The 22,286-nt window shown below is 27.5% G+C and carries 24 protein-coding genes and 1 pseudogene; 12 read left to right on the top strand and 13 right to left on the bottom strand.

The genetic code is table 11. From position 1 onward, the window contains the following. Positions 1 to 350 precede the first annotated feature (350 nt). The 4 genes from MBORA_RS03650 to MBORA_RS03665 all read left to right on the top strand — a co-directional run bounded on the left by MBORA_RS03650 (position 351) and on the right by MBORA_RS03665 (position 4,055). Entirely contained in the window at positions 351 to 992 is a 642-nt protein-coding gene (locus MBORA_RS03650) for a queuosine precursor transporter (protein ID WP_052331798.1), read from the top strand. Positions 993 to 1,205: 213 nt separating this feature from the next. Beyond that, positions 1,206 to 2,495 (top strand): uracil-xanthine permease family protein, encoded by a 1,290-nt coding sequence (locus MBORA_RS03655; RefSeq protein WP_042693050.1) that lies wholly within the window; start codon positions 1,206 to 1,208, stop codon positions 2,493 to 2,495. After that, positions 2,488 to 3,114 (top strand): uracil phosphoribosyltransferase, encoded by a 627-nt coding sequence (upp, locus tag MBORA_RS03660; RefSeq protein ID WP_042693048.1) that lies wholly within the window; start codon positions 2,488 to 2,490, stop codon positions 3,112 to 3,114. Before MBORA_RS03655 ends, upp begins: the two co-directional genes overlap by 8 nt. A 266-nt stretch (positions 3,115 to 3,380) precedes the next feature. Continuing rightward, positions 3,381 to 4,055 (top strand): diacylglycerol/polyprenol kinase family protein, encoded by a 675-nt coding sequence (locus tag MBORA_RS03665; protein ID WP_042693045.1) that lies wholly within the window; start codon positions 3,381 to 3,383, stop codon positions 4,053 to 4,055. Positions 4,056 to 4,093: 38 nt separating this feature from the next. Here MBORA_RS03665 and MBORA_RS03670 read toward each other — a convergent pair whose 3' ends face one another. The 7 genes from MBORA_RS03670 to MBORA_RS11100 form a co-directional block, all read right to left on the bottom strand. Continuing rightward, positions 4,094 to 4,708 (bottom strand): ABC transporter ATP-binding protein, encoded by a 615-nt coding sequence (locus MBORA_RS03670; protein WP_063720241.1) that lies wholly within the window; start codon positions 4,706 to 4,708, stop codon positions 4,094 to 4,096. Position 4,709: 1 nt separating this feature from the next. Next, entirely contained in the window at positions 4,710 to 5,657 is a 948-nt protein-coding gene (locus MBORA_RS03675; protein ID WP_042693314.1) for an ABC transporter ATP-binding protein, read from the bottom strand. A gap of 10 nt (positions 5,658 to 5,667) precedes the next feature. After that, a complete protein-coding gene (locus tag MBORA_RS03680) occupies positions 5,668 to 6,501 on the bottom strand; it encodes an ABC transporter permease (RefSeq protein WP_063720242.1) in 834 nt (277 codons plus the stop codon). Then, complete coding sequence (locus tag MBORA_RS03685; protein WP_042693042.1) at positions 6,494 to 7,486, bottom strand: ABC transporter permease; 993 nt, start codon at positions 7,484 to 7,486, stop codon at positions 6,494 to 6,496. The genes MBORA_RS03680 and MBORA_RS03685 overlap by 8 nt, the downstream gene beginning before the upstream one ends. A 61-nt stretch (positions 7,487 to 7,547) precedes the next feature. Beyond that, positions 7,548 to 9,176: an ABC transporter substrate-binding protein gene (locus MBORA_RS03690; protein ID WP_042693038.1), complete on the bottom strand. Its 1,629-nt coding sequence runs from the start codon at positions 9,174 to 9,176 to the stop codon at positions 7,548 to 7,550. Between the two features lie 1,081 nt (positions 9,177 to 10,257). Then, the gene (locus tag MBORA_RS11095) at positions 10,258 to 10,848 is read right to left on the bottom strand and encodes a YeiH family protein (protein ID WP_332870917.1); all 591 of its coding nucleotides are present in this window, start codon (positions 10,846 to 10,848) and stop codon (positions 10,258 to 10,260) included. Next, complete coding sequence (locus tag MBORA_RS11100; protein ID WP_232817569.1) at positions 10,785 to 11,288, bottom strand: YeiH family protein; 504 nt, start codon at positions 11,286 to 11,288, stop codon at positions 10,785 to 10,787. The genes MBORA_RS11095 and MBORA_RS11100 overlap by 64 nt, the downstream gene beginning before the upstream one ends. A 732-nt stretch (positions 11,289 to 12,020) precedes the next feature. Between MBORA_RS11100 and MBORA_RS03700 the strand changes: the two genes are divergently transcribed. The 3 genes from MBORA_RS03700 to MBORA_RS03710 all read left to right on the top strand — a co-directional run bounded on the left by MBORA_RS03700 (position 12,021) and on the right by MBORA_RS03710 (position 13,714). Next, entirely contained in the window at positions 12,021 to 12,635 is a 615-nt protein-coding gene (locus tag MBORA_RS03700) for a class I SAM-dependent methyltransferase (protein WP_169805460.1), read from the top strand. Between the two features lie 15 nt (positions 12,636 to 12,650). After that, the gene (locus tag MBORA_RS03705) at positions 12,651 to 13,271 is read left to right on the top strand and encodes a class I SAM-dependent methyltransferase (RefSeq protein WP_042693035.1); all 621 of its coding nucleotides are present in this window, start codon (positions 12,651 to 12,653) and stop codon (positions 13,269 to 13,271) included. A 92-nt stretch (positions 13,272 to 13,363) separates the two neighbouring features. Beyond that, on the top strand, positions 13,364 to 13,714 hold the full coding sequence (locus MBORA_RS03710) for a hypothetical protein (protein WP_042693033.1): 351 nt from the start codon (positions 13,364 to 13,366) through the stop codon (positions 13,712 to 13,714). 173 nt (positions 13,715 to 13,887) lie between these two features. On the opposite strand, the gene MBORA_RS10225 is transcribed toward MBORA_RS03710, so the two are convergent. Together MBORA_RS10225 and MBORA_RS10230 are read right to left on the bottom strand one after the other, a co-directional pair. Then, on the bottom strand, positions 13,888 to 13,980 hold the full coding sequence (locus MBORA_RS10225; protein WP_081738356.1) for a hypothetical protein: 93 nt from the start codon (positions 13,978 to 13,980) through the stop codon (positions 13,888 to 13,890). Positions 13,981 to 14,230: 250 nt separating this feature from the next. Further along, positions 14,231 to 14,383 (bottom strand): annotated as a pseudogene (locus MBORA_RS10230) (transposase); the annotation flags it as partial. Between the two features lie 1,525 nt (positions 14,384 to 15,908). On the opposite strand from MBORA_RS10230, the gene MBORA_RS03715 reads away from it, so the two are divergent. Then, complete coding sequence (locus MBORA_RS03715) at positions 15,909 to 16,466, top strand: 50S ribosomal protein L15e (protein ID WP_042693031.1); 558 nt, start codon at positions 15,909 to 15,911, stop codon at positions 16,464 to 16,466. Positions 16,467 to 16,500: 34 nt separating this feature from the next. Further along, positions 16,501 to 16,911: an RNA-binding protein gene (locus MBORA_RS03720; protein WP_042693303.1), complete on the top strand. Its 411-nt coding sequence runs from the start codon at positions 16,501 to 16,503 to the stop codon at positions 16,909 to 16,911. A gap of 42 nt (positions 16,912 to 16,953) precedes the next feature. Here the strand turns inward: MBORA_RS03720 and MBORA_RS03725 are convergent, their stop codons facing one another. Further along, positions 16,954 to 18,165, bottom strand: coding sequence for a tetratricopeptide repeat protein (locus tag MBORA_RS03725; protein ID WP_169805461.1), 1,212 nt, complete (start codon positions 18,163 to 18,165; stop codon positions 16,954 to 16,956). Positions 18,166 to 18,526: 361 nt separating this feature from the next. Continuing rightward, positions 18,527 to 18,868 carry a hypothetical protein gene (locus tag MBORA_RS03735; protein ID WP_042693021.1) on the bottom strand — a complete coding sequence of 114 codons (342 nt, stop codon included), beginning with the start codon at positions 18,866 to 18,868 and terminating at the stop codon, positions 18,527 to 18,529. Positions 18,869 to 19,049: 181 nt separating this feature from the next. Here MBORA_RS03735 and MBORA_RS03740 point away from each other — a divergent pair, with 181 nt between their 5' ends. Both MBORA_RS03740 and MBORA_RS03745 read left to right on the top strand, forming a co-directional pair. After that, the gene (locus MBORA_RS03740; RefSeq protein WP_042693019.1) at positions 19,050 to 19,433 is read left to right on the top strand and encodes a peptidase associated/transthyretin-like domain-containing protein; all 384 of its coding nucleotides are present in this window, start codon (positions 19,050 to 19,052) and stop codon (positions 19,431 to 19,433) included. A gap of 64 nt (positions 19,434 to 19,497) precedes the next feature. Continuing rightward, on the top strand, positions 19,498 to 19,827 hold the full coding sequence (locus tag MBORA_RS03745; protein ID WP_042693016.1) for a carboxymuconolactone decarboxylase family protein: 330 nt from the start codon (positions 19,498 to 19,500) through the stop codon (positions 19,825 to 19,827). A gap of 14 nt (positions 19,828 to 19,841) precedes the next feature. Here MBORA_RS03745 and fdhD read toward each other — a convergent pair whose 3' ends face one another. Together fdhD and MBORA_RS03755 are read right to left on the bottom strand one after the other, a co-directional pair. After that, positions 19,842 to 20,606 carry a formate dehydrogenase accessory sulfurtransferase FdhD gene (gene fdhD, locus MBORA_RS03750; protein WP_042693299.1) on the bottom strand — a complete coding sequence of 255 codons (765 nt, stop codon included), beginning with the start codon at positions 20,604 to 20,606 and terminating at the stop codon, positions 19,842 to 19,844. A gap of 11 nt (positions 20,607 to 20,617) precedes the next feature. Further along, complete coding sequence (locus MBORA_RS03755; protein WP_063720244.1) at positions 20,618 to 21,547, bottom strand: CPBP family intramembrane glutamic endopeptidase; 930 nt, start codon at positions 21,545 to 21,547, stop codon at positions 20,618 to 20,620. Between the two features lie 456 nt (positions 21,548 to 22,003). Between MBORA_RS03755 and MBORA_RS03760 the strand changes: the two genes are divergently transcribed. Further along, the gene (locus tag MBORA_RS03760; protein ID WP_042693012.1) at positions 22,004 to 22,270 is read left to right on the top strand and encodes a DUF6110 family protein; all 267 of its coding nucleotides are present in this window, start codon (positions 22,004 to 22,006) and stop codon (positions 22,268 to 22,270) included. The last annotated feature ends 16 nt before the right edge of the window (positions 22,271 to 22,286 follow it).

The following is a 22,286-nucleotide window of genomic DNA, read 5'->3' on the forward strand; positions in this document are numbered from 1 at the left end:
ACATATTGACTCATTTCATTGTTTAACTCTTCTTTACTCATTTTATTAAATAGATTTATTTTTGATTTTCCAGACATAATATATTATTTGTCACTCATCTATAATAAAAGTTTAGTAAATAACTATAATTGAAGTTTTAGTCACATTTTAATCTGCGTATGAAATGGGCAAAGCAGAAGGTTAATGAGATGATTTTAGAGTTAGGGTTTTGATTGCTTTTTAAACTATTTTATAACCTTAAATTATTTTATTGTTTATTTTAAAAACAGTTATATTAATTGAATTCTACTTTAATATTGTCAAGTTTTGTTTAATTAAATTTAAATACTTTTAAAGTTAATATATTTTGTATGGATTTGAATTTTGACTTTACCGAAAAAAGAGTAATTATTACTGCATTTTTCTGTATGGCATTCACAATCGCAAACTTAATCACTGTTAAAATCATAAGTATAGACTTTATAGGTATGCAAACTCCTGCTGGAGTTTTAATTTATCCTTTAGTTTATATTTTAACTAACGTAATTGCAGATGTTTATGGTGAGAGAACTGCACGTCGAACCATTATTCTAGGTCTTTGTGTAGATGTTTTATTTGTATTTATGACAACATTAATATTGTTCTTGCCTTCTCCATCATTCTATACTGGAGATTCAAGCCTTGCATTTGTATTTACTCAAACTCCAAGAATTCTTATAGCTTCTTACATTAGTTACTTAATCGGTAACTTTGTAAATGCAAGAATTACTACTATGGTAAACGCTGGCGAGGAATATTCCTCTGTTAAAAACTTGGGGATTATTGCTTTAAGTGAACTAATAGATAATTTCATATTTATCGGTTTGGCATTTGTTGGAGTATATTCTGTAGTGGATATTTTAATAATGATTATTTCACATTGGATATTAAGTTTAATTTGGAGTGCAATAGCTCAACCATTTACTTCAATGACTGTTAGGTGGGCTAAAAAAGGAAAATCTGTGGAAATTTAAATTTTTTAGGGATTTATTTTCCCAACTTTTTTTTATTTTTCAATCACATTTCTAAAAAGATAAATATTTTATACTTTTATTCAGAGATATATTAATAGTCAAAAATTATTATTTTATATTTGAAATAAGTTTTTACAAATTTTAGATATTTTTATATTATTAAATAGATTTTTTGGTAATTATTGATCAATTTATGAGAATTTTGGGATATGTATGGTTGAAGAAAATAGTAATATGATATTAGGTGTTGCTGATAAGCCATCTACACTTAGATGGATTTTACTTGCTATTCAGCATGTATGTGCAATGTTCGGAGCTACAATTTTGGTTCCAATTGTTGTCAATACAACGGCTGGAGCAGATATCTTGTCAATTCCGGTAGCATTAGTATCATCAGGTATAGGTACGTTAATTTACATTATTTGTACTCGTAATAGAAGTCCAGTTTATCTGGGAAGTTCTTTTGCATTCATCACTCCAATGGTTGCAGGATATGCAATAGGAGGTACTGGAAGTGTATTCACTGCACTGATGATTGTAGGTATAGTTTATATGATTATTGCTTTGATAATCCATCTTTCTGGTCCTGGTTGGATTAATAAGTTATTGCCTCCTGTTGTTGTAGGTCCAATGATTATGGTTATTGGTTTATCACTTGCTCCAACAGCTATTTCTGAAATTGGATTAAATTTAACAACTGTCCAATTGAACAATATATTGGTTGCATTTGTTTCATTTTTAACAACTGCAATTATTGCGATTCATGGAAAAGGAATTATAAGGGTTATTCCATTTTTATTAGGCATTATTGTAGGTTATGTTGTAGCGGCAGTATTGGGGATGGTTGATTTTTCACAAGCTTTAACAGCAAGTATTGTTGAAGTTCCAAAATTCTATCTGCCATTTATGCATTATGATTTAAACTTTGCAGCAGTTTTAACTATTGTTCCAATTGCTTTAGTAACAATGGTGGAGCATGTAGGTGACCATAAAGTATTAAGTGAAATTATTGGCCGTGATTTAATCGAAGATCCGGGACTTAATAAGACCCTTCTTGGTGATGGTCTTGCAACATTTCTAGCAGCAGTTCTTGGAGGTCCAGCAAATACGACATATGGAGAAAACACCTCTGTTGTAGGAATGACCAGAGTTGCATCAGTTTATGTAATTGGTCTTGCAGCTATAATAGCTATTGTATTTGCATTTTCAGGTCATTTAACGGCACTACTTACAGCTATTCCGGCACCAGTATTGGGAGGCATATCTGTTTTATTATATGGTTTTATTTGTGTAAATGGTCTTAAGATTTTAATCAATAATCAAGTGGATTTTAATAATACTAAAAATATTGTAATAGCAGCTACTATGTTAGTTTTAGGTTTAGGTGGTGCTACATTATCTATTGTTGATGGTAATTTATCTATAGCCATTTCTGGAATGTCTCTTGCAGCTATTGTTGGAATTATTCTTAACTTAGGAATTCCGGAGGAAAAACATGAATGAATTTGTACTTAATCATCCATTGATAACTCATAAATTAGCTATTTTACGTGATGTTAATACTGGAACTAAGGAATTTCGTGAACTTGTTTCTGAAATATCTGCTATTTTATGTTATGAGGCAATGAGTGATGCAAAACTTGAAGAAGTAACTATCGAAACTCCATTGGAAAAAATGGATACTAGAATGTTAAATGAGAAAAATTATGCAATTGTACCAATTTTAAGAGCAGGTATGGGTATGATAGATGGAATTATTAATGTAATTCCAAATGCAAAAATAGGACACATTGGCCTTTATCGTGATGAAGAATCATTGGAACCTATTGAATACTACTATAAAATGCCTGAAGAAATCGCTGATAAAGAAGTTTTAATCATAGATCCAATGTTGGCAACTGGTGGAAGTGCATCAGCTACGATTTCCAGATTGAAACAAGATGGTGTTTCTAAAATTAAATTATTATGTATTGTTGCTGCTCCTCAAGGTATCAAACGCATTGAAGAAGATCACTGTGATGTTAAAATCTTCTGTGCTACTGTTGATAGGCAATTAAACGATGATGCTTACATTCTTCCGGGTCTTGGAGATGCTGGGGACAGAGTTTATGGAACTAAATAAACTCTAATTTTTTTTCTTTTTTTTAATGTTTTACTTGAATACTGATTAATTCTTTCTATTTTTCTGAAATTTCATATAACAAATTATTTATCCTATTAAATAAAGTAAATACTATATAAGAGAATGTTAAATGAATAAAAGTGATTTAAAGAGAGATTTTTTATATGCTTAAAGGACCACTTGCTAAGAAGTGGCATGATTAGTTATGACATTCTTTTAACATCATATAATAAAGAAAGGTTGTGAATAGGGAAGTATGATAAATAATGCTTTTTTCAGATATTCTTGCTTTAATAGTTGTTTATGTATATGTGATAGTTATTTTTTTAGTTGCTGAAATTGTTTTAAAAACCAGAGGGGATGTATCTCGTAAATTTGTTCACATTATGGTAGGGAACATGATATTTGCAATGCCATTTTTCTCAAATACCTGGATTATGGTTTGGTTTTTAACATTACCAATTACAATTGCATTATTCTTCTTAACAGATTACTCGCCTATTAAAATAAAAAATATTATCACGGAATCAGGTCATGCATTGGGGTTATTTTTCTATGCAGCTATTTGGACAGTTTTAATCGCAATATTTAACAATTATATATGGATTGTTGCACTAGCTATTGTTCCTCTTGTATATGGAGACGGATTTGCAGCACTAATTGGTGCTAAATTTGGTAAAATTAAGTATCATGTATTTGGTGGAGAAAAATCTCTTGAAGGATCTCTTTCCATGTTTTTTGTAACTTTTGTAATGAGTGTATTTGTATGGATGGTCTTTTTCTCATTAGGTTATGTGATGCCAGAATTCAATATTGTTTATATATTATCTATTTCAGCTGTTGCAACAATATGTGAATCAGTAAGTTATGGTGGGATAGATAATTTAACAGTTCCTTCATGTACAGCAATTCTATATTATATTGTAGCTACTCTTTTATAGCTACTTTTTTTAAAAAAAGTTTAGAAAGATAAATGGATTTAAACACCATTAATATCTTTTAAATAAATTATGTCATCACAGACAGTGCTTAATAAATCAATATCGTGACTTACAAATAAAAATCCGATATTTTTTTGTTTAACTATTTTTAAAACAGATTCAACGATTTGTACTTGAGTTACAGCATCAAGCATTGTTGTCATTTCATCAGCTATTAAAAACTTGGTTTTTGGATTTAGTGATCTTAAAATAGAGAATCTTTGGAGTTCTCCACCAGATAACTCATTAGGCCATCTAGTTATCCATTGTTTTTGAATACCGAATTCATCTAATAAATTTTCATTTACATTCCAGGATTCTTCTAAAATTTGATGCATTTTCCATTTTGGATTCATTACCTTTTCTGGATGTTGAAAAATGAGTTGTACAGGACAATATCCAGTTTTTGGCAATGTTTTATTGTCAATAGTGACTTCACCTTCAAACTTATGAATGTAATTTGATAAGATTTTACATAATGTTGATTTACCACTACCACTATCTCCAACTAATCCAACTATTTTATCGCTTGGGATGTGTATGTTAACATCTTTTAATACATACTTTTTAGACGAATGGTATTTATATGAAATGTTGTTTCCTTTAAGTTCCATTTTAGTCATCTCCTTCGTACAAAAAACACCTGACTTTTTTATCTCCAAGGTCGATTAATGGAGGACGTTTAGCTTTACATTTTTCAAGTGAATTTTCACACCTATCATAATATGGACAACCTTCTGGAATTTCTCCATGTAATGGTTGATGACCTTCTGTTAATTTAAATCCATATTTTGGTAATGCATCATGTAATGCTTTTGTATATGGGTGAAGTAAATTTTCACCATCACCTAAGAAGTCTTCAGCTTTAGCTATTTCAATTACAAAACCTGAGTAGAATATTCCAATTCTATCAGCAACTTTTAATGCAGCATTAATATCATGTGTAATTAATAAAACTCCTACATTATCTTCTGCCAGGTTTTTTAAATAGTTCAGTGTTTCTTGAACCGATTTTTGATCAAGACCAGGTGTTGGTTCATCAGCTATTACTAATTTAGGGTCTGAAAGAAGTGCTGTTGATACAAGGACTCTTCTTGCCATCCCTCCTGATAATTGGAATGGGTACATATCGTCAACTTCTTTTCCTAAACCATATTTTTCAAAAATTTCTCTTTGTTTAGCTAATTTTGCTTTTTTATCATCATCACTTTCGTATTCACCGATAGCTTGTTCGGAAATTTTCATTAATGGATCAAGAAAATTAACTGATTGTGGAATTAAAGCAATTTCTTCGCCTCTAACTTTTTCTTTGTCTTTTTGGCTTAATTTTTGTCCTTTATATAAAATTTCACCATTTAAATTAGCATTTTCTGGTAGAATTCCTAATATTGCATGTGCAAGTAAACTTTTTCCAGATCCACTTGAACCTAATACTGCTAAAATTTCACCTTCGGACATGTCTAAAGTTAAATCACTAATAACTTTTAAATCTCTTTGATGCAATCCTTGTATGTATTGTATAAATGAAATAGAAACATTTTTAACATCTAATAATTTATCCATTTTACCACTCCTATTCATTTGCAGTTGTAGGATCAAGTAATCTTTTAACATTTTCTCCAGCAATATCAAATAATAATACTATTATTAATAAAGATAAACCTGGGAATAAAGCTAACCACCAGTTACCAGTTGCAAGATATTTCATTGATTCAGATAAGATAATTCCAATAGCAGGTTCATGAGGTGATAGACCGAAACCTAAGAATGTTACACTTGCTTCGTGCATAATTGCATGTGGGAAAATTAATATTGTTCCAACGATAATTTGTGTAAATACTAATGGGAATATTTGTTTTCTTGCAATCCAGAATTTAGATTTACCAAGATTTTTAGATAATTTAATATAATCAGAAGTTTGAATTTGTTTAATTTCAGCTCTTAAAACTCTTGTAAGGGAAGTCCAATGAGTAAATGCAACACCCATTATAACACCAAATGCACCTCCACCTAATCCAATTGAAATAAGAATAATTAATAGTATGTGGGGTACTGATAAAAATAAATCCACTAACCATGCTACAAAGGTGTCTATGTGTTTATTAAAGCTTGATAATAATCCAAGAATTACAGCAATTATTGTACTTAAAATAGATGCTCCAGCACCAATTTGGATACTTAAACCAAGACCTTTAATGGTTCTAGTAAACATATCTCTTCCCATCCAATCTGTTCCGAAAATATGTTCTAAACTTGGTCCCTGATTCATCATGCTAAAGTTAGTTGTAATTTCCGAAGAATTAATTAAAAAGGCCCAAATAACTACAAGTACTAATATAAAGACAGTAATTACAATAGCTAATAAAGTTTTTGTCCTTAAATTTAATTTTTTGATTGGGCTATTCATTGTCTTTACCTTCCCTAATTCTTGGGTCAACGAAATTATATATCAAATCAGCAATTAAATTACCTACATAAACGAATATTGCACTGAAAAGCACAATTCCTAGTAATAATGGAACATCACTTTTAAGTCCTGCAGAAACTGCAGCTTGTCCAATTCCAGGGTATGTGAATATTTGTTCAACAAGAACAGCTCCACCAAATAATTCACTGAAACTTAAAAATTGCAATGTAATAGCTGGTAATAAAATATTTCTAATCCCATGTCTTTTAATGAGACTCCAACTTTTTTCTCCTCTTGCTTTTGCAAATAAGAAATAGTCACTAGACATAACTCCAATTAATTTATCTCTTGTATATAACGTAATTTGAGCCACTCCAACAATACTTAATGTAAATGCAGGCAATATTAAACGATGTAACCAATCCCAAAATGTAACATCATTACTTACAGCTCCAATTGGAACACCTAAACCACTAGGGAACCATCCAAGATAGATACTGAATACCATTAAAACAAGCAGTGCAATCCAAAATGTAGGTGCGGATTGTAAAATGTAACAGTAAACTTTTATAGCTTTATCTATAATAGTATCTTTTTTAAATCCTGCTATAACTCCTAATATAAAACCCATTAACCCTGAAAGAGTCCATGAAACTAACATTAAAGCAAGTGATGCTATAAATTTTTCTTTAATTACATCAATTACTGGAATTCTGTATATTAATGATGTTCCCAAATTTCCTTGAATTATATTACCAATCCAATTTGCAAATTTGGTAGTGATTGGTTCATTAACTCCCCAATATGCTTCAAAAGTAGCTATTTGTTCAGGAGATGCTACAAAATTACTTATATATGCTTTTACAGGGTTAATAGGAGACATGTCAATTAGTAAAAAACTAATTAAAATAAGTGCCATTATTAAAATAATAAATCTGATAAGTTTAAATCCTAAAAATTTGGCTATTTTCTCATAATTTACCATATCTTAACTCCTAAAAAAAAGAAAAAAAGAGTTAAATTAAAAATTTAACTCAAAAATTTATTTATTTGTCTTCAATTGAAGAAACACGATGCCAATCGTAGATGTTACTAAAGATGTCTCCACCATGTGGTTGTAGTAATGCAGTATCTTCAGAGATATCTAAACTGTCATCAACAAAGTAACCATATTTGATTTCTCCAGCCCATAACCAAGTAGCTTCACCTTTTGGTCCGATACCAGTATTACCGTCCCAAGAAACTTTAGACCATTCGGAAAAAGAATCATTGTAAGGCATTTTCATAGCATTATCTATGTGTTCATCAACAGCACTGATGTTGGTAAATCCAGGGTTATTATAACCTTGGCCAGCAAATGGACCGTAGTATTCACCTTTCATAGTTGATGGATCACTACTACCGAATCCCCATACAACTAATTGAGAATTTTTAACTTTGTCAATTTCATCCCAACTGCATCCAGTTGCGTTTATTTCAATACCCATTTCTTTTGCTTGTTCGGATACTGAAACTGCAATAGCTTGTCTTTCAGAAGCATCAGATGAATAGTAAATTCCGAGAGATGCTTTAGTTCCATTTTTCTCACGGATTCCATCACCATCACTATCTTTCCATCCAGCATCATCTAAGGTTTTGTTTGCTAATTCAATATCACCATCCTCAATTACGGTTTCTTTATTTGCCCAAGGTAATTGATGAGCAACTCCATCATAGTTTGGAACACCAAATCCATTTAATGCTCCTTCACATAATAATGTTCTGTTAATTCCATAGTTTAATGCTTTTCTTACTGCAATATCACTAGTGACATTGTTACCAATTGGATTTCCATCTTCAGTTTTTTCACCAGTATCGTTTAAAACTGGTAAGGACATACCTCTTACATCAATGGTATCTAATAAGAACATCTTCATTCCACTAATATTTTCTTTAGCATAGCTTAATGGTACAGCAGCAATGTCACATTCACCATTTTTAGCGGCATTAAATGCAGCATCATTTTGAGCAAAGAGTATTGTTAATTTATTAAATTCAGGTTGTTTTCCGTAGTAATCAGGGTTTTTCTCTAAGATTAGTTGTTGACCTTTGTCCCATTGTACAAATTTAAATGGTCCAGATCCCACAGGATTGCTTCCGTAGGTTTCATTATTATATGAATCAGATGGAACAATACCAATACAAGTTAATTTGTTTATAAATGTTGAATCAGAATCATTTAATGTAAACTCTACTGCGGTGTCATTAATAGCTTTTACTTCTTTCATATTTCCTAAATCGTGGCTTCCGGCACCAGTTTCTTTATATGTTTTGTATGTAAATACAACATCTTCAGCAGTTAATGGAGTACCATCGGTGAAATTAACATCATCACGGATATTTACAGTATATTTTTTCAAATCGTCACTAATTGTATATCCAGTTGCTAAATCATTTCTATAGTCAAGGTCTTTAGTTGTTTTTAATAAAGTACTTTGAATCAACGGTTCAGCTAAATAGTTCCAACCTAAAATTGGATCAAAACCAGTTTTTGGTTCTCCTCCGTGACTGTAAGCTGCAACTACTAGTTCATCATCAGCTCTTTCTACATGAGTCTGTCCTCCAAAGAAAACAGCACTTCCAGCAATAATAATTACTATTGCAATGAGTATTCCTATAATATATTTTTTATCCATATATTCCTCTCCGAATTGAAATAGAGTAATTTATTAAACTATTATTAATCATTAAATATGTAATACTTTCAGTAATAATAATTTAATATAATATATTATCTCATAAATGTATATAAATTTTTTTAATAATATTAAGTTGATTAATATTTATAAAAAAAGATTATACAATTATTTTTTTAATTAATCAGTATTTTTAGCGTTCTAATAATAAAATAGAATATTTTTAAATAATTCATATTATTATTACTTGTCTAAAAAATAATTTTTTTTACATATTAAGACAAAACTTATTTTTTGTCTACTTTAGTTTATAATTGATTCTTATTAAAGTAGTTTGTGTTTTTTTTGAACTAATAACCAGTTAAATTCATTTTATTAACTTTTTTTAATCAATAAACACATAAAATATCTTAAAATCGATTATTTTTTATTAACCAATTTATTGAGGATTTTTAACAAAGGGATATAATAAATAATGCTTTATAATTCATTATTAAATAGGATAACTGTTTATTATTTAAAAACTAAATATTTCTTCATGAAAATATTGTTGTGCAAGAATCTGATTGGCTTGAGAGAAATCCTCATCAACAACATAATTTGATTGAAAGAATGGTGATGAGGGGGCATGATTAAAGTTATTTGTTATCCTATTTACTGGTCAAATAAGGATAATGATGGTTTAATATTATCATAAAAAAATTCATAAAAATGTATCTAATTAAATATAATATGAATATTGAGGTTATTCTGCTGTTTTTATTAAAATAAAATGGTTTTAACTATGCAACACTATTTTTTACACATTAAAAAGGAAATAGAAAAACAAGTTGATGAAAAACCATCAACTATTCGTAAAAGATACAATATGAAAATGACATTGAATATTTAGCTATGAAAAAGGTAGTTATTGCAACAGAACTTTCAGGAATTTCAAAAGAATTTGAATATAATCATGGAATTGAATATATAAAGAAGCATGTGAAGTATTATAAGTTGTAGATAATATGTGATAGATTTGAGCAAGAAATGATAAAACTTATAAAATAAATTATTTGGTGTTAATAACATTCAAATAATTTTACCATATATTCATAAAATTTTGTAATATTAAGCTAACAACAGTAATTGCAGTCCAACAGGTTGCTCCAAGTAATATTGCTTTTCCACCATTTTTAATCATTTTAATGAGATTACTGTTTAAACCAATTGCCACCATAGCCATAATAATGAAAAATTTACTTAGTTCTTTTAAAGGCATAAATAAATCAGGACTAACTCCAAAATTAATGGTTATTGTAGTTATAATTGATGCTATTATAAAATACAATATGAATATTGGAAATGTACTTTTTAAATTAAATGAATTATTGCTTGTATTCTTGTTTTGTTTTGCAGTAAGTAATGATAAAATCAAAGCAATAGGAATTATGGCGAGAGTTCTTGTTAATTTAACTGTTACTGCTTTATCAAGTGTTGAACTTCCAAGTCCCCACATATTGTCCCATGTAGCAGCTGCTGCTGTAACAGATGATGTATCATTGATTGCAGTTCCTGCAAAGATACCAAAAGCATCTCCATTAACTGTAGAAAATCCTAATATTCTCCCTAAAATTGGAAATAAAATAGCTGCAAGAGATTGAAGAAAAATATTACTGATATTGACTGAGATATTTCTTCATCTTTTGCATTAATAATTGGAGCAGTTGCAGCTATTGCAGAACCTCCACAAATTGAAGATCCAACACCAATCAATATAGAAGTTTTTCTTTCCATATTTAATAATTTCATCATAATATATGCTACAATCAGAGCTGTTAAAATAGTAGCAATAATAATTGGAAGGGATTGAATACCTGTTTTAAAAATTACGTTTAGGTTTAATCCAAATCCTAATAAGACAACTGCTGTTTGTAGAATATATTTTGATGTAAAATTAATTCCATTACTTGAATTTTTTTTATCAATCCATATTAAAGATATGATCATACCTATTAATAGACCAATAACTGGTCCTCCGATGATGGGAAAAAGATTACCTAAAAACAAACAAGGAACAGCAATAATAAAACAAATTAATACTCCATTTAAATTATTTTTAATTTTTTCCATATTATCAGATACTTGTTAAAATTTGAATTTAATTTAAGCGACTCCATGCATTTTAATTTTAGAATTAACTATCCAAGTATTTTGAAGTTTTGATGTAGCTTTTTTGCTGAATAAGTCACATTCTAATCATGCTTCAGCATTTTTAGGACTATCAAATCCATGAATTATTTGCATGTCTTTTTTTAATGAGTAACTCTTTTGTTAATAATCTGCTTATATCATATGCTTGTATGTATGTTGAATAACATTTGTAATACTTCATGCTTTTCATTGTATAGTGTCATTTTGTTTCTAAACATGCTTTTACATTCATTTTTAATATCCTTGATTATTTTCAAATACTTGTTTTATTGATTCATAAATTATACAAGTATTTCCATGCTTTGATATTATTTTTAACTAGTATATAAATTTTAAATAACAATTTAGAAACTAAATGACATTAAAATATTAATTTATTAAAATCCTATTATGTATATTATATTTACTTTTAATGAAAAAATTTTTAATAGAAAAACTAAAAGAGTTAATTATATGAACTTTTTTAGGTTTTATTAAAAAATTTATTAATATGATGTATGATAAAAGATATTGAAGACCTATTGAATCATCATTTAATATTTATTATAAAAATGACTTATTCAAATAGTTAGAGACATTATTCATGTTAAATCTCATTTTAATGAATTTAAAGAGAATAAATATGAAGATATTTAAAATAAGGTTGTTATGATGGAAAGTAATGATGCACAATTCATGCGGCCTCATGGTGAGGATGGTCTTAAAATGATTAAAGAAATGAATCAGGGTCATGAGGATATTTCAAATTTTGCAATGGAATGTATTGATACTAGTGTGGATGATGATGTTTTAGATATTGGTTGTGGTGGTGGAGTTAATATTGAAAAGTTTCTTAGAAGGTGTCCTGATGGTAATGTTTGGGGTCTTGACTATTCGGTGGTTTCAGTATCTGAGTCTATTAAACGCAATCAAGAAGCTGTTGATATGGGTAGGTGTCAGGTTATTGAAGCTAATGTATGTAACATGCCAATAGACGATGATACATTTGATATAGTTTCTGCTTTTTCATCAATTTATTTCTGGCCAGATTTTAAAAATACACTTAAAAAAGTTTTCAAAATAATTAAAACGAATGGTCAATTTATGATAGCTTGTGGAAGTGATGGTAATGATCCTAATGATGAAGACTGGGTTGATGCTGATGCTGGAATGACAGTTTATACAGAAGAACAATTAATTGAATATTTAAGAAAGGCAGGTTTTAAAGAAATTAAAACTTATAGAAAAGAAAACACTTATATTTTAGTTGTAATAGCTAAAAAATAATAAATGGATGATATAATGGAAAAAGAAGTTATTACTCAATGTAGGAAACCTCATGGTGAAGAAGGTATAAAAACAATAAAAAGTATGAATCAGGGTCATGATGGTATTTCAAATTTTGCAATGGAATGTATTGATACTAGTGTGGATGATGATGTTTTAGATATTGGTTGTGGTGGTGGAGTTAATATTGAAAAGTTTCTTAGAAGGTGTCCTGATGGTAATGTTTGGGGTCTTGACTATTCGGTGGTTTCAGTATCTGAGTCTATTAAACGCAATCAAGAAGCTGTTGATATGGGTAGGTGTCAGGTTATTGAAGCTAATGTATGTAACATGCCAATAGACGATGATACATTTGATATAGTTTCTGCTTTTGAAACAGTTTATTTTTGGCCAGATTTAGCTAATACATTTAAAGAAGTTTTAAGAATCATTAAACCAGGTGGAAAATTTTTAATTGGTTTAGGAACTGATGGAAATAATCCTGAAGAGGAAGAATGGTTAGCTACAGTTGAAGGAATGAAAATTTATACTAAAGAAGATTTAATTGATTATTTAACTGTTGCAGGTTTTAATAAAATTGATGTTTTCAAAAAAGAAAATACTTATATTATGGTTTTAATTGCAACTAAATACTAAAAATGAAACTTATAAATATTTTGATGAAGAAAGTTGGACTCCAATTAATATACCTCTAAAATATGGGATAAAAGTTGGAAAAATGTGATTAGATGAGTAGAAATAAACAATTATTTGGAATATTTAGTATTTCATGTTTAATATTATTAATTCTTACAACAATAACATTAAATAAAATTGTACTATTAATATGGTTAATTTTAACTTTCATATTTATATTATTAACAATAATATTATTAATAAATGAAAGAAAATTAGTTTTTGCCACTTTAAAACAAGAATTAGTTATAACTCAAGTTTTAATAGTGTTAACTTTAATATCGATAATATTTGAATTGTTAACAATTCACTCAATAAGTGTAATTTCATCTTCATTGTTTTTAATATTAATAGTTGTGAAACTTTATGAATGGTTTTTCAAAAAAGAAGATAATGAGGCCTGAAGTCAATATTTTTTGATTTTATTATAGTTTTTCTCTAAAATTTTTACCATATAACTTTAATCAATTTTCATAAAATGATTTGAAGCCGATAATTTCATAAAATTTATCTCTAAATAAGTTAATTAACTGATTTTTGGTTGTATAACATGTTTTATATATTGTTTTTTAATTACTCACCATACGTCTTCTATTGGATTTAAATCTGGACAATAGGGTCTTAAATAGATTAAATTAATATTTAATATTTCTGCTGCTTTTTGGATCATTTTTGCCGTATGAATTCTTGCATTGTTTAATACGTATTTGTCAATTTGTTAGTTGATGAATAAATTTTTTTATTATTAGGAGTGTTGGCAGAAATTATTTAATTTTGAATATTTTTCATTTTAAGCACCTCTATTTTTTTTAAGTTAATGATACGAACTTTATTGAATTAATAACTGAATATAAATCCATTTTTTTTCTTTATTAAATTGTATAATCTTATTAGGTTGTATGATGATACAATCATGAACATTAGATTTTGAACTCTTCTAAACCTTTTAATGGTATGTCATCATAATGGTATATTCTTTTAAATGTGCCATTGTGTGCTTCTACTGTTTTTGAACGTAATTTGTATTTTTCTATTTCTTCTTCTGAAGACATTAAGCGTTCAGCTTTGTAGGAAACTTCGTTGAGATATCCGCGTTATTCTTCTGTGATTTTGAGTATAATATGTTCCTGAATATTCACATTTTTTTTACATTCATCGTAATATTATGAATAAAATAATTTAACTTTATTATCCACCTCCTATTCTCTATTGGTGCAGGATTATGTGCCATCGAATGTTGATTCTTTTTTCATTGAACAAATGAAAACATTTTTATAATTCATCAAACAAAATGATACAATTAGCAAATGGATTTTCAAGTAATTTTCCTGATTTTTTCTAATATTTGCTGTAGATGTTGGAGTATTAGAGCATTTTTATACCATAAGTTATCCTAAGGTAATTCAAGTTGGCTAACATTGAATATTGATTGTATCTGCAATAATTATTTTTGTGGTTTTAGGTTTAAATTAGTAGAGTATTTGATTCATTAAATACTGGAATTTGATAAATGATCATAATGGGGATTTTGAACTACATTAACACCCACATTAATCTATAACTTAGACTATGGTATCTCTTCCCAACTGAACATTTATAATGAATAAATTTTTGAATAGTTGAATATATGTTCAAAATCAGTTAAAATCTAAACATATTAGCCACAATAAAAATAGCCATATTATCAAATCGATAAATATTGTTGAAAACAAACATTATAATCCCATAATTGTCCTATCCACTAGGTTCAATTCCCATTAGAAACTATACTTAATACAAAATATTATAAACCTAGCATTTTATAAAGCTAACTCCACAGAACCAGTGATTTTATTAATACTACCATAAAAAAAATTAGTTTTATCATACTTTTAAGTATTAAAAGAAGGCTTATCCACATTTGAGATTACACGTTCAATTTTAAAGTAATTAAAAGCATCATCCAACAATAACCGAAACCAAACACATAACTTTAAATTCTTCTTCCATTTTCACATCATCCTTTACTAAAAATCATTCAAAATATAATAATTCACCACCATAATAATCAAAACACAAATATTCATAATCAATATAAGAAACCAATGAAAATAATAAATAATTATTGAAAAACTGATTTGAATTTAACTATTAAATTAAAAAAAGAAGCGAAATTCACATGAAAAAAATAATAAAATATGAAAATGAACACTATTTAAAAAATAGTATGAAAACAAGGAAAAAATGAACATTAATTAAAACTCAATAATTTCTGCCAACACTCATTAAGCTTAAAAAAAACCTTTGATGAAGAAACATACTCCAGAAAAAACAATGTAAAAAGTATTTTTAGCGTAATTAAAAGAAAATTCATCAGAAATAAATAAAGGTAAACACATAAGATTACAAAACAAAGAAACAAGACTCAAAACAGCAGTATACAACATCGACAAAGTAGTAAAAATTTTAAATTAGAATTTTAATAAAGTCAAATAAACGATATCTTTATAAACATATAATTGCTAATATTTAATTACTGCCAATTTGGTAGAATAACTTTTTTTGGGATATTTTCCCATTGGATGTGGCTTTATAGCTGAACAAAAAAAGGTGTTATTAATGTATAAATATATTAGAGACGCATGGAAAAACCCTGATGAGTCATATGTACGTGAACTCATGTGGGAAAGAGCTCCTAAATGGAGAAGACAAAGAGTAGTCCAAAGAATAGATAGACCTACTAGACTTGATAGAGCTAGAAGTTTAGGTTACAGAGCTAAAAAAGGTTTCGTTTTAGTAAGAACTAGAGTAAGACGTGGTGGAAGAAGGAAATCTCGTTTTATTGGTGGTCGTAAACCTAAAAGAATGGGTGTAAACAAAATTACTCAGGCTAAATCTATTCAAAGAATTGCTGAAGAACGTGTAGCTAAAAAATACCCTAATTTAGAAGTATTAAACTCTTACTGGGTGTGGGCTGACGGTAAATATAAATATTATGAAGTAATTTTAGTAGATCCACGTAGTCCTTCTATTGTCAATGATAAAAAAATCAATTGGATATGTTCTAAAAAACACACTAATAGAGCTCTTAGAGGTTTAACTAGTGCTGGTAATAAAGGACGTGGAATTAAATCTAAAGGAAAAGGTAGTGAACAAGCAAGAAGAAGAAAATTATAACTCTTCTTCTTATTACTACTTTTTTTTAGATAAAATGATTCATAATATTAAATTTAGAGCTTTTGTTTATGAAGGTGAAGATATTGGCGAAATAAGTCAAGCTATTTTAAACATACTTCCTGAAGCTGAAATCGAAGCAGAAGAAGCTGAAGGATTAATGGAAGATAAAATAATAATTTTATCTGGTGTTATATCTAAAAAAAGATATACAAAAGCTTTTTTTAACAAACTTTTAGAGTTAGATACAGATAAATTAAATACAGATTTAGAGCGTAAAATTGATGATAAAGGAAATTGGTTTTTAAGATTTTCAAAAAATGATGCGTTTAATGAAAAATGGACAATTATCGACTCTGGAGACTCAATTCATCTTAAAATTAAAATTGCAGCATATCCTGCACGTAAAGAAATTGCTATTGATAAAATTAGAGCAGTTTTTAATTAATACTCATTATTATCTAGAGGTTGTCAATTAGCTCTATTTTTATTAAGTTTTGTTAATACGTGACAGTCTTTCTTTTTTGTCTTTTATTAAGTATTCATCATCTGGATAAATTTTAAAAGCATCATCATAGGTTGATAACATTTCATCGTATCTGTTTAGATTTTCTAAGGCTGTGAGCTTGGAGTCTATTGCATATGAGTTTTCATTATCTATTTTTAATATTTCCTCAGTGCATGATAAAACTTCTTCAAAATTCTTTAGTTTGACTAATGTTTCACATTTTGCAGATAATGTAGTAATGTTGTTTGGGGATAATTTTAAAGATTTATCATATGCTTTTAAAGCTTCTTCAAATCTTTCATTTCTAAATAGGCTGCTTCCATAATTGTACCATAATTCTGGATAATCCTGAGTTAAATCTAATGCCTTTTCATTTAATTTGAGTGCCGATTTATAATCTCCGAGTCGGCTTAATGCATTGCTTTTGTTTGCTAAAGCGAAGTAATATTTGTTATTAATTTCTAAAGTCTTATCAAAACATTTAATGGCATTATTATAATCTTTTAATTTGTTATATATGATTCCTTTTAGGTTCCATAATGGAGGAGATTTAGGATTATATTTCAATGCTTCATTACACGCATCTAAAGCCTCATCATATTTTTCCAAAGACTTAAAAACCTCACCCTTAAACATTAATTTATTAGGACTTTTGGGTTTTAATTTTAAACTTTGATTTAAATAATAAAATGACTTATCATACATTCCAATATCATAAAAATAACGAGCAATATAAAATAACAAATAATCATCATTGCAATTTTTAGGATTAATTCTATTAAATAATTCCGAATCTTTTAATTCATTTAACTTATGTAATGTGCAACATTTAAAAAAATATGCCCACAAATCACAAGAATCATTATCTAAAACCTCATTAAAACAATTTAAAGCCTCATCATATTTATTTTGAAGATATAAAATATGCCCTTTCCTAAGCAACAATACAAAATAATCATAATCCTCATTCAAAAATAATTCCTCAACCCTAATTAACAAACTATCCAAATCATTAAAACCATCATAATATATGATGATTAAATTATTCAAAACTAAAGATGTATTATAATTTCTCTCTAATAAGATATTAGAAATTTTTAAAGCATCATCCCAGTATTCTTTCGATAAACTATCTACGGACTTGTTATATAATTTATGATTATAGAAAAAATAAAAAATTTTTTTAAGTAACATGTGAAACCCTTTATATTGCATAAATTGTGTATTTTTCACATTTAAATTTTTTTATAGATATACTTGCAATTCCTTTAGAATTGGTGATTGTTTTGTATTGTTTTCCTTTAATTTTAAAAATTATTTTCTTTTTAATTGATTTTTGTTTTTTCTTAGATAAATTTTTGGCATAAATTATATTTTTCACAATTATTTTATTATAAACTATGTTTCCTTTGTATTTTGTTTTAATAATATAGTTTCCGGGTTTTAAATTTATTTTAAGTTTGAAATACCCATTTTTTGTCAATTGTTACTTTTACTATTTCTCCACTTTTATCATCATCAGCACGATTTATACATGCTTTGTATGAATGACCATCTAGTAATACATGTTTATATTTTTATTTTCGGAAATTCTAGCTAAAACTTTAATATTATTTAATGTAAATGTAATGGCATTTTGGAATTCCCATCCAATTTTGGAGAGATTATCTGTAGTTTTATCAAGTAAATCACAAATACTATCTGCTAAATTATCATCTAATGAAACTTCGATTTCATCTTTGTTAATAATGTAATTTTCATCATAGAATATCACAATATACAAAGCAAATTGAATAGTATTCTCACCAAAACTACATTGGAGCCGTTTACCATCATTTTTTCTAACAGGATCAATATTCGAATAGTTAAATATATATTGCAATCCAAAATAAGACATGGAAAACAATTATTTTTTGGTTTTATGTATAAATATTTCTTTTCACAAACACACATCAAACACCACAATAAATCAAAGAAAAAGAAAATAACTAAAAATATGTTCAAGAGCTAACAAACTGATAGTCTTTATTGTCTAAACTATTTATTATATGATTGCCATATTATTTTTAGGTGAGTGTATGGATAATAAATATTTAGCAATTTTGGTTGTAATATTTATAATATGTATTGGAACTTTCATGTTTCAATTAAATAAAAATGTTGCAACTTTTATTGTTATTAATGAAACAGAAATTCCGGAAAATGGGAGAATTACTGGAATGTTAATGGATTCCTTTGGAAATGGTGTAGCTAATAAAACGATTACATTTAACAAACCAGATTATAAGTTAGGAACTCTTGTAAGTACAAATACTAATGAAAATGGAGAATTTGTAATTAGTAATGTTGAATATCTTCCAGATGCTGGTGAAGATAATTATTATGGTAATTTTTCCTTTGCAGGAGATAATAAGTACAATCCTTGTTTTTATGAGGGTAATATAACTGTAGTAGCTAGTTAATTTTGAATAAGTTATATATACTTTAAATTAGTAAATATGATATATAAGAATTGGAGATTGTTATATGAAAGGTGAAGTATTTTATGGTAAAGGTATTCGTGAATTAGAGGATGATTTTCCTGATTTGTATGATATGGTTAAAGATTTAAATGAAACCGTTTGGAATGGGAAAGTATTAGATAACAAAACCCAAAAATTAATAGCTATTGGGATTACAGCATCTCGTGCAGATACAAGAGCTACTAAAAAGCAAATTATAAGTGCAATTCAAGAATTAGATATTACTAAAGATGAAATTGTGGATGTTTTAAGAGTTGTTTTATTAACTTCTGGAATGCCTGCTTTTTCAAAAGCTTTACAAATTTTAAATAGTGTTATTGAAACAATGGATTAATTCTATTGTTCTTTTTATTTATCAAAATTTATTCTTTCAGGGGCACTATAAACAGTAAATCTATTTTCTCTTACAAATCCAATCATGGTAATGTTACCTTCACTAGCTATATCAATTCCTGAACTTGCAGGAGCTGCGTTGGAAATAATTATAGGTATTTTTACTCTTATTATTTTAGCTAACATATCTGAGGGCATTCTACCACTATAGGATATATAGGATTTTGAAAAGTTATAATTTTCTCTACAAGCAGCGCCAATGACTTTATCTACAGCAACGTGACGGCTTACATCTTCTCTTATTATGCAGTTATCTTCACATATTAATTGGGCTACATGAACTCCTCCTGTTTTACTCCAAATAATGGCATTTTCTTTTAAATGAATCATATCTTTTATTATTTTGCTTGCATCAATTTTTAAGTCAGATTCTACGACCTCAATTTTATTTAATTTTGATCTTAATCCTCCTGCACTATCTGATTCAATCCCTTGAAGTTCTTTTGTTTCATTTTTTTCATGACAGTACTTTGTGGTAATTTTAATATCTGTTTTGTTTATTTTTATTGTTTCAATATCTTGGTAGTTCTTAATTAAACCTTCTCCTAAACAATATCCTACTGCAAAGTCATCTAAATCTCTTGGGTATGTTGCAAATTTACGTGGGGGTAAATTATCAATAAAAAGGTAAGCATGTTTATCTTCAACACATTCTTCTTCAATTGTTTTATAGTTCCCATTATTCCATTGAATTGCGTTAATTTTTCTTACATATCCCATAAAACCACTCTTCATGATAATAGTGTTGATATAATTTGGATTAAATAAAATATTATAAAGCAAATCATTCCAACATTTATTAAACTTGTTTTAAAAGGTTTTTTTAAGTTTATTTTTGTTTTTGAACCTTTAAATTTTGCTGTTTTAAATTTTGTTAACAATAGGATTAGACCAATGGTTACTAAAATTAGTATAATAATAACATATATAATTACAAATGAAGCATCAAATAAGTTAATAGATCCTGAATATAAATTACTTATTGATTGAATAAGTTTTAAACTTATTACAGATCCCATTAAATTTACTATTAAGTGCAATATTATTGGATAAATTATTTTACCAGTTTTAATATAAACATATGCGAAAAAACCACCCATTAAGAATGCATAGAAGAATTGATTTACATTTCCATGGAATAATCCGAATAATAATGCAGATATTATTATAGAAATTCTTGCGCCATATTTTATTGTTTTATCAATTAATATTTTTCTAAATAATATTTCTTCAAATATAGGTCCAATAATGCTTATTAAAGCTAAATTCAACCAAATATTTGTACTATTAATTAAATTTTCAACAGGATTGGATATTTCACTTTGTATTGCTCCTCCGATTATTGTTGTTAGTATAATTCCAATTAGATTACCAATTAACATCAAAGTTATTGTTATTGCTATGTATTTAATAAATGTTTTAAGATCAACACTTTCTTTTTCTATTTCTGATGATTCGAATTTATTCATTAAATAAAGAAATATTGGCAAGGGTAAAACATAATTACATATTGCAACTAATATTACTGTTATATTTGAATCAGTTAATATTGGAATATTGCTTGCAGATACTAAACTTATCACTAATACTTGAAATATTAATGCAGTTATTCCGAGAATTAAATAATTGAATCCAATTTTTGAAAAGAATTTTTTATCCATGTTCAAGTTTACACCATTTTTTATTAATTGACATGATATTTGTTATTATTTATTATAAATATTTTAAAGTTTAGGCAAAACTAAACTGAGGTTATTATTTTTAAGTTTAACCTAAAAATATGCTTATTTTTTGGTATAACTTAATTTATTTTTATAATTTTAAGTTATACCTAATATTAGATGTTATAGTTAGATTTAAGGCTATTTAACTCTTTTTAAGTAATTTTAAACAAATATTAATTTTTTATTAGCCTATTTTGTATTTTTGTTCAATTTATTAATAGATTAATAGTTTTTTATTTAAAATTTTATAATGAATTTTATAATATATTTGATTTTTAGATACCTAAATTGTACAGTTTTTACCTAAACCTTTATATATGATTAATTATTAAAATTATATGTAAGTGAAGTTGAGTTTCACTGTATTAAAATAAAACTTAGGACGGTATTAAAATGTTAAGAGAAAACAAATTTTTAGAAAAAGCTTTTGAACACAAACATGCTATAATTTTTGCAAGTGGTATTGCTACTGCTATTGTTGGTAAAAAGATATTAGAATCCAAAACAGTAAAAGATACTTGCACTAAAGGCATGGCTGCTGTATTGTCTGCTAAAAAAGATGCAGAAGAATGTTTTCAAGATATGAAGGATAATGCAGAAGATATTATTGTTGATGCTAACGCTGAGGCTAAAAAAGAAATTTATGTAAAAGATAAATAGATAACTTCACTAATAA

The organism is Methanobrevibacter oralis, assembly GCF_001639275.1.
In the GTDB taxonomy this organism is placed as follows: domain Archaea; phylum Methanobacteriota; class Methanobacteria; order Methanobacteriales; family Methanobacteriaceae; genus Methanocatella; species Methanocatella oralis.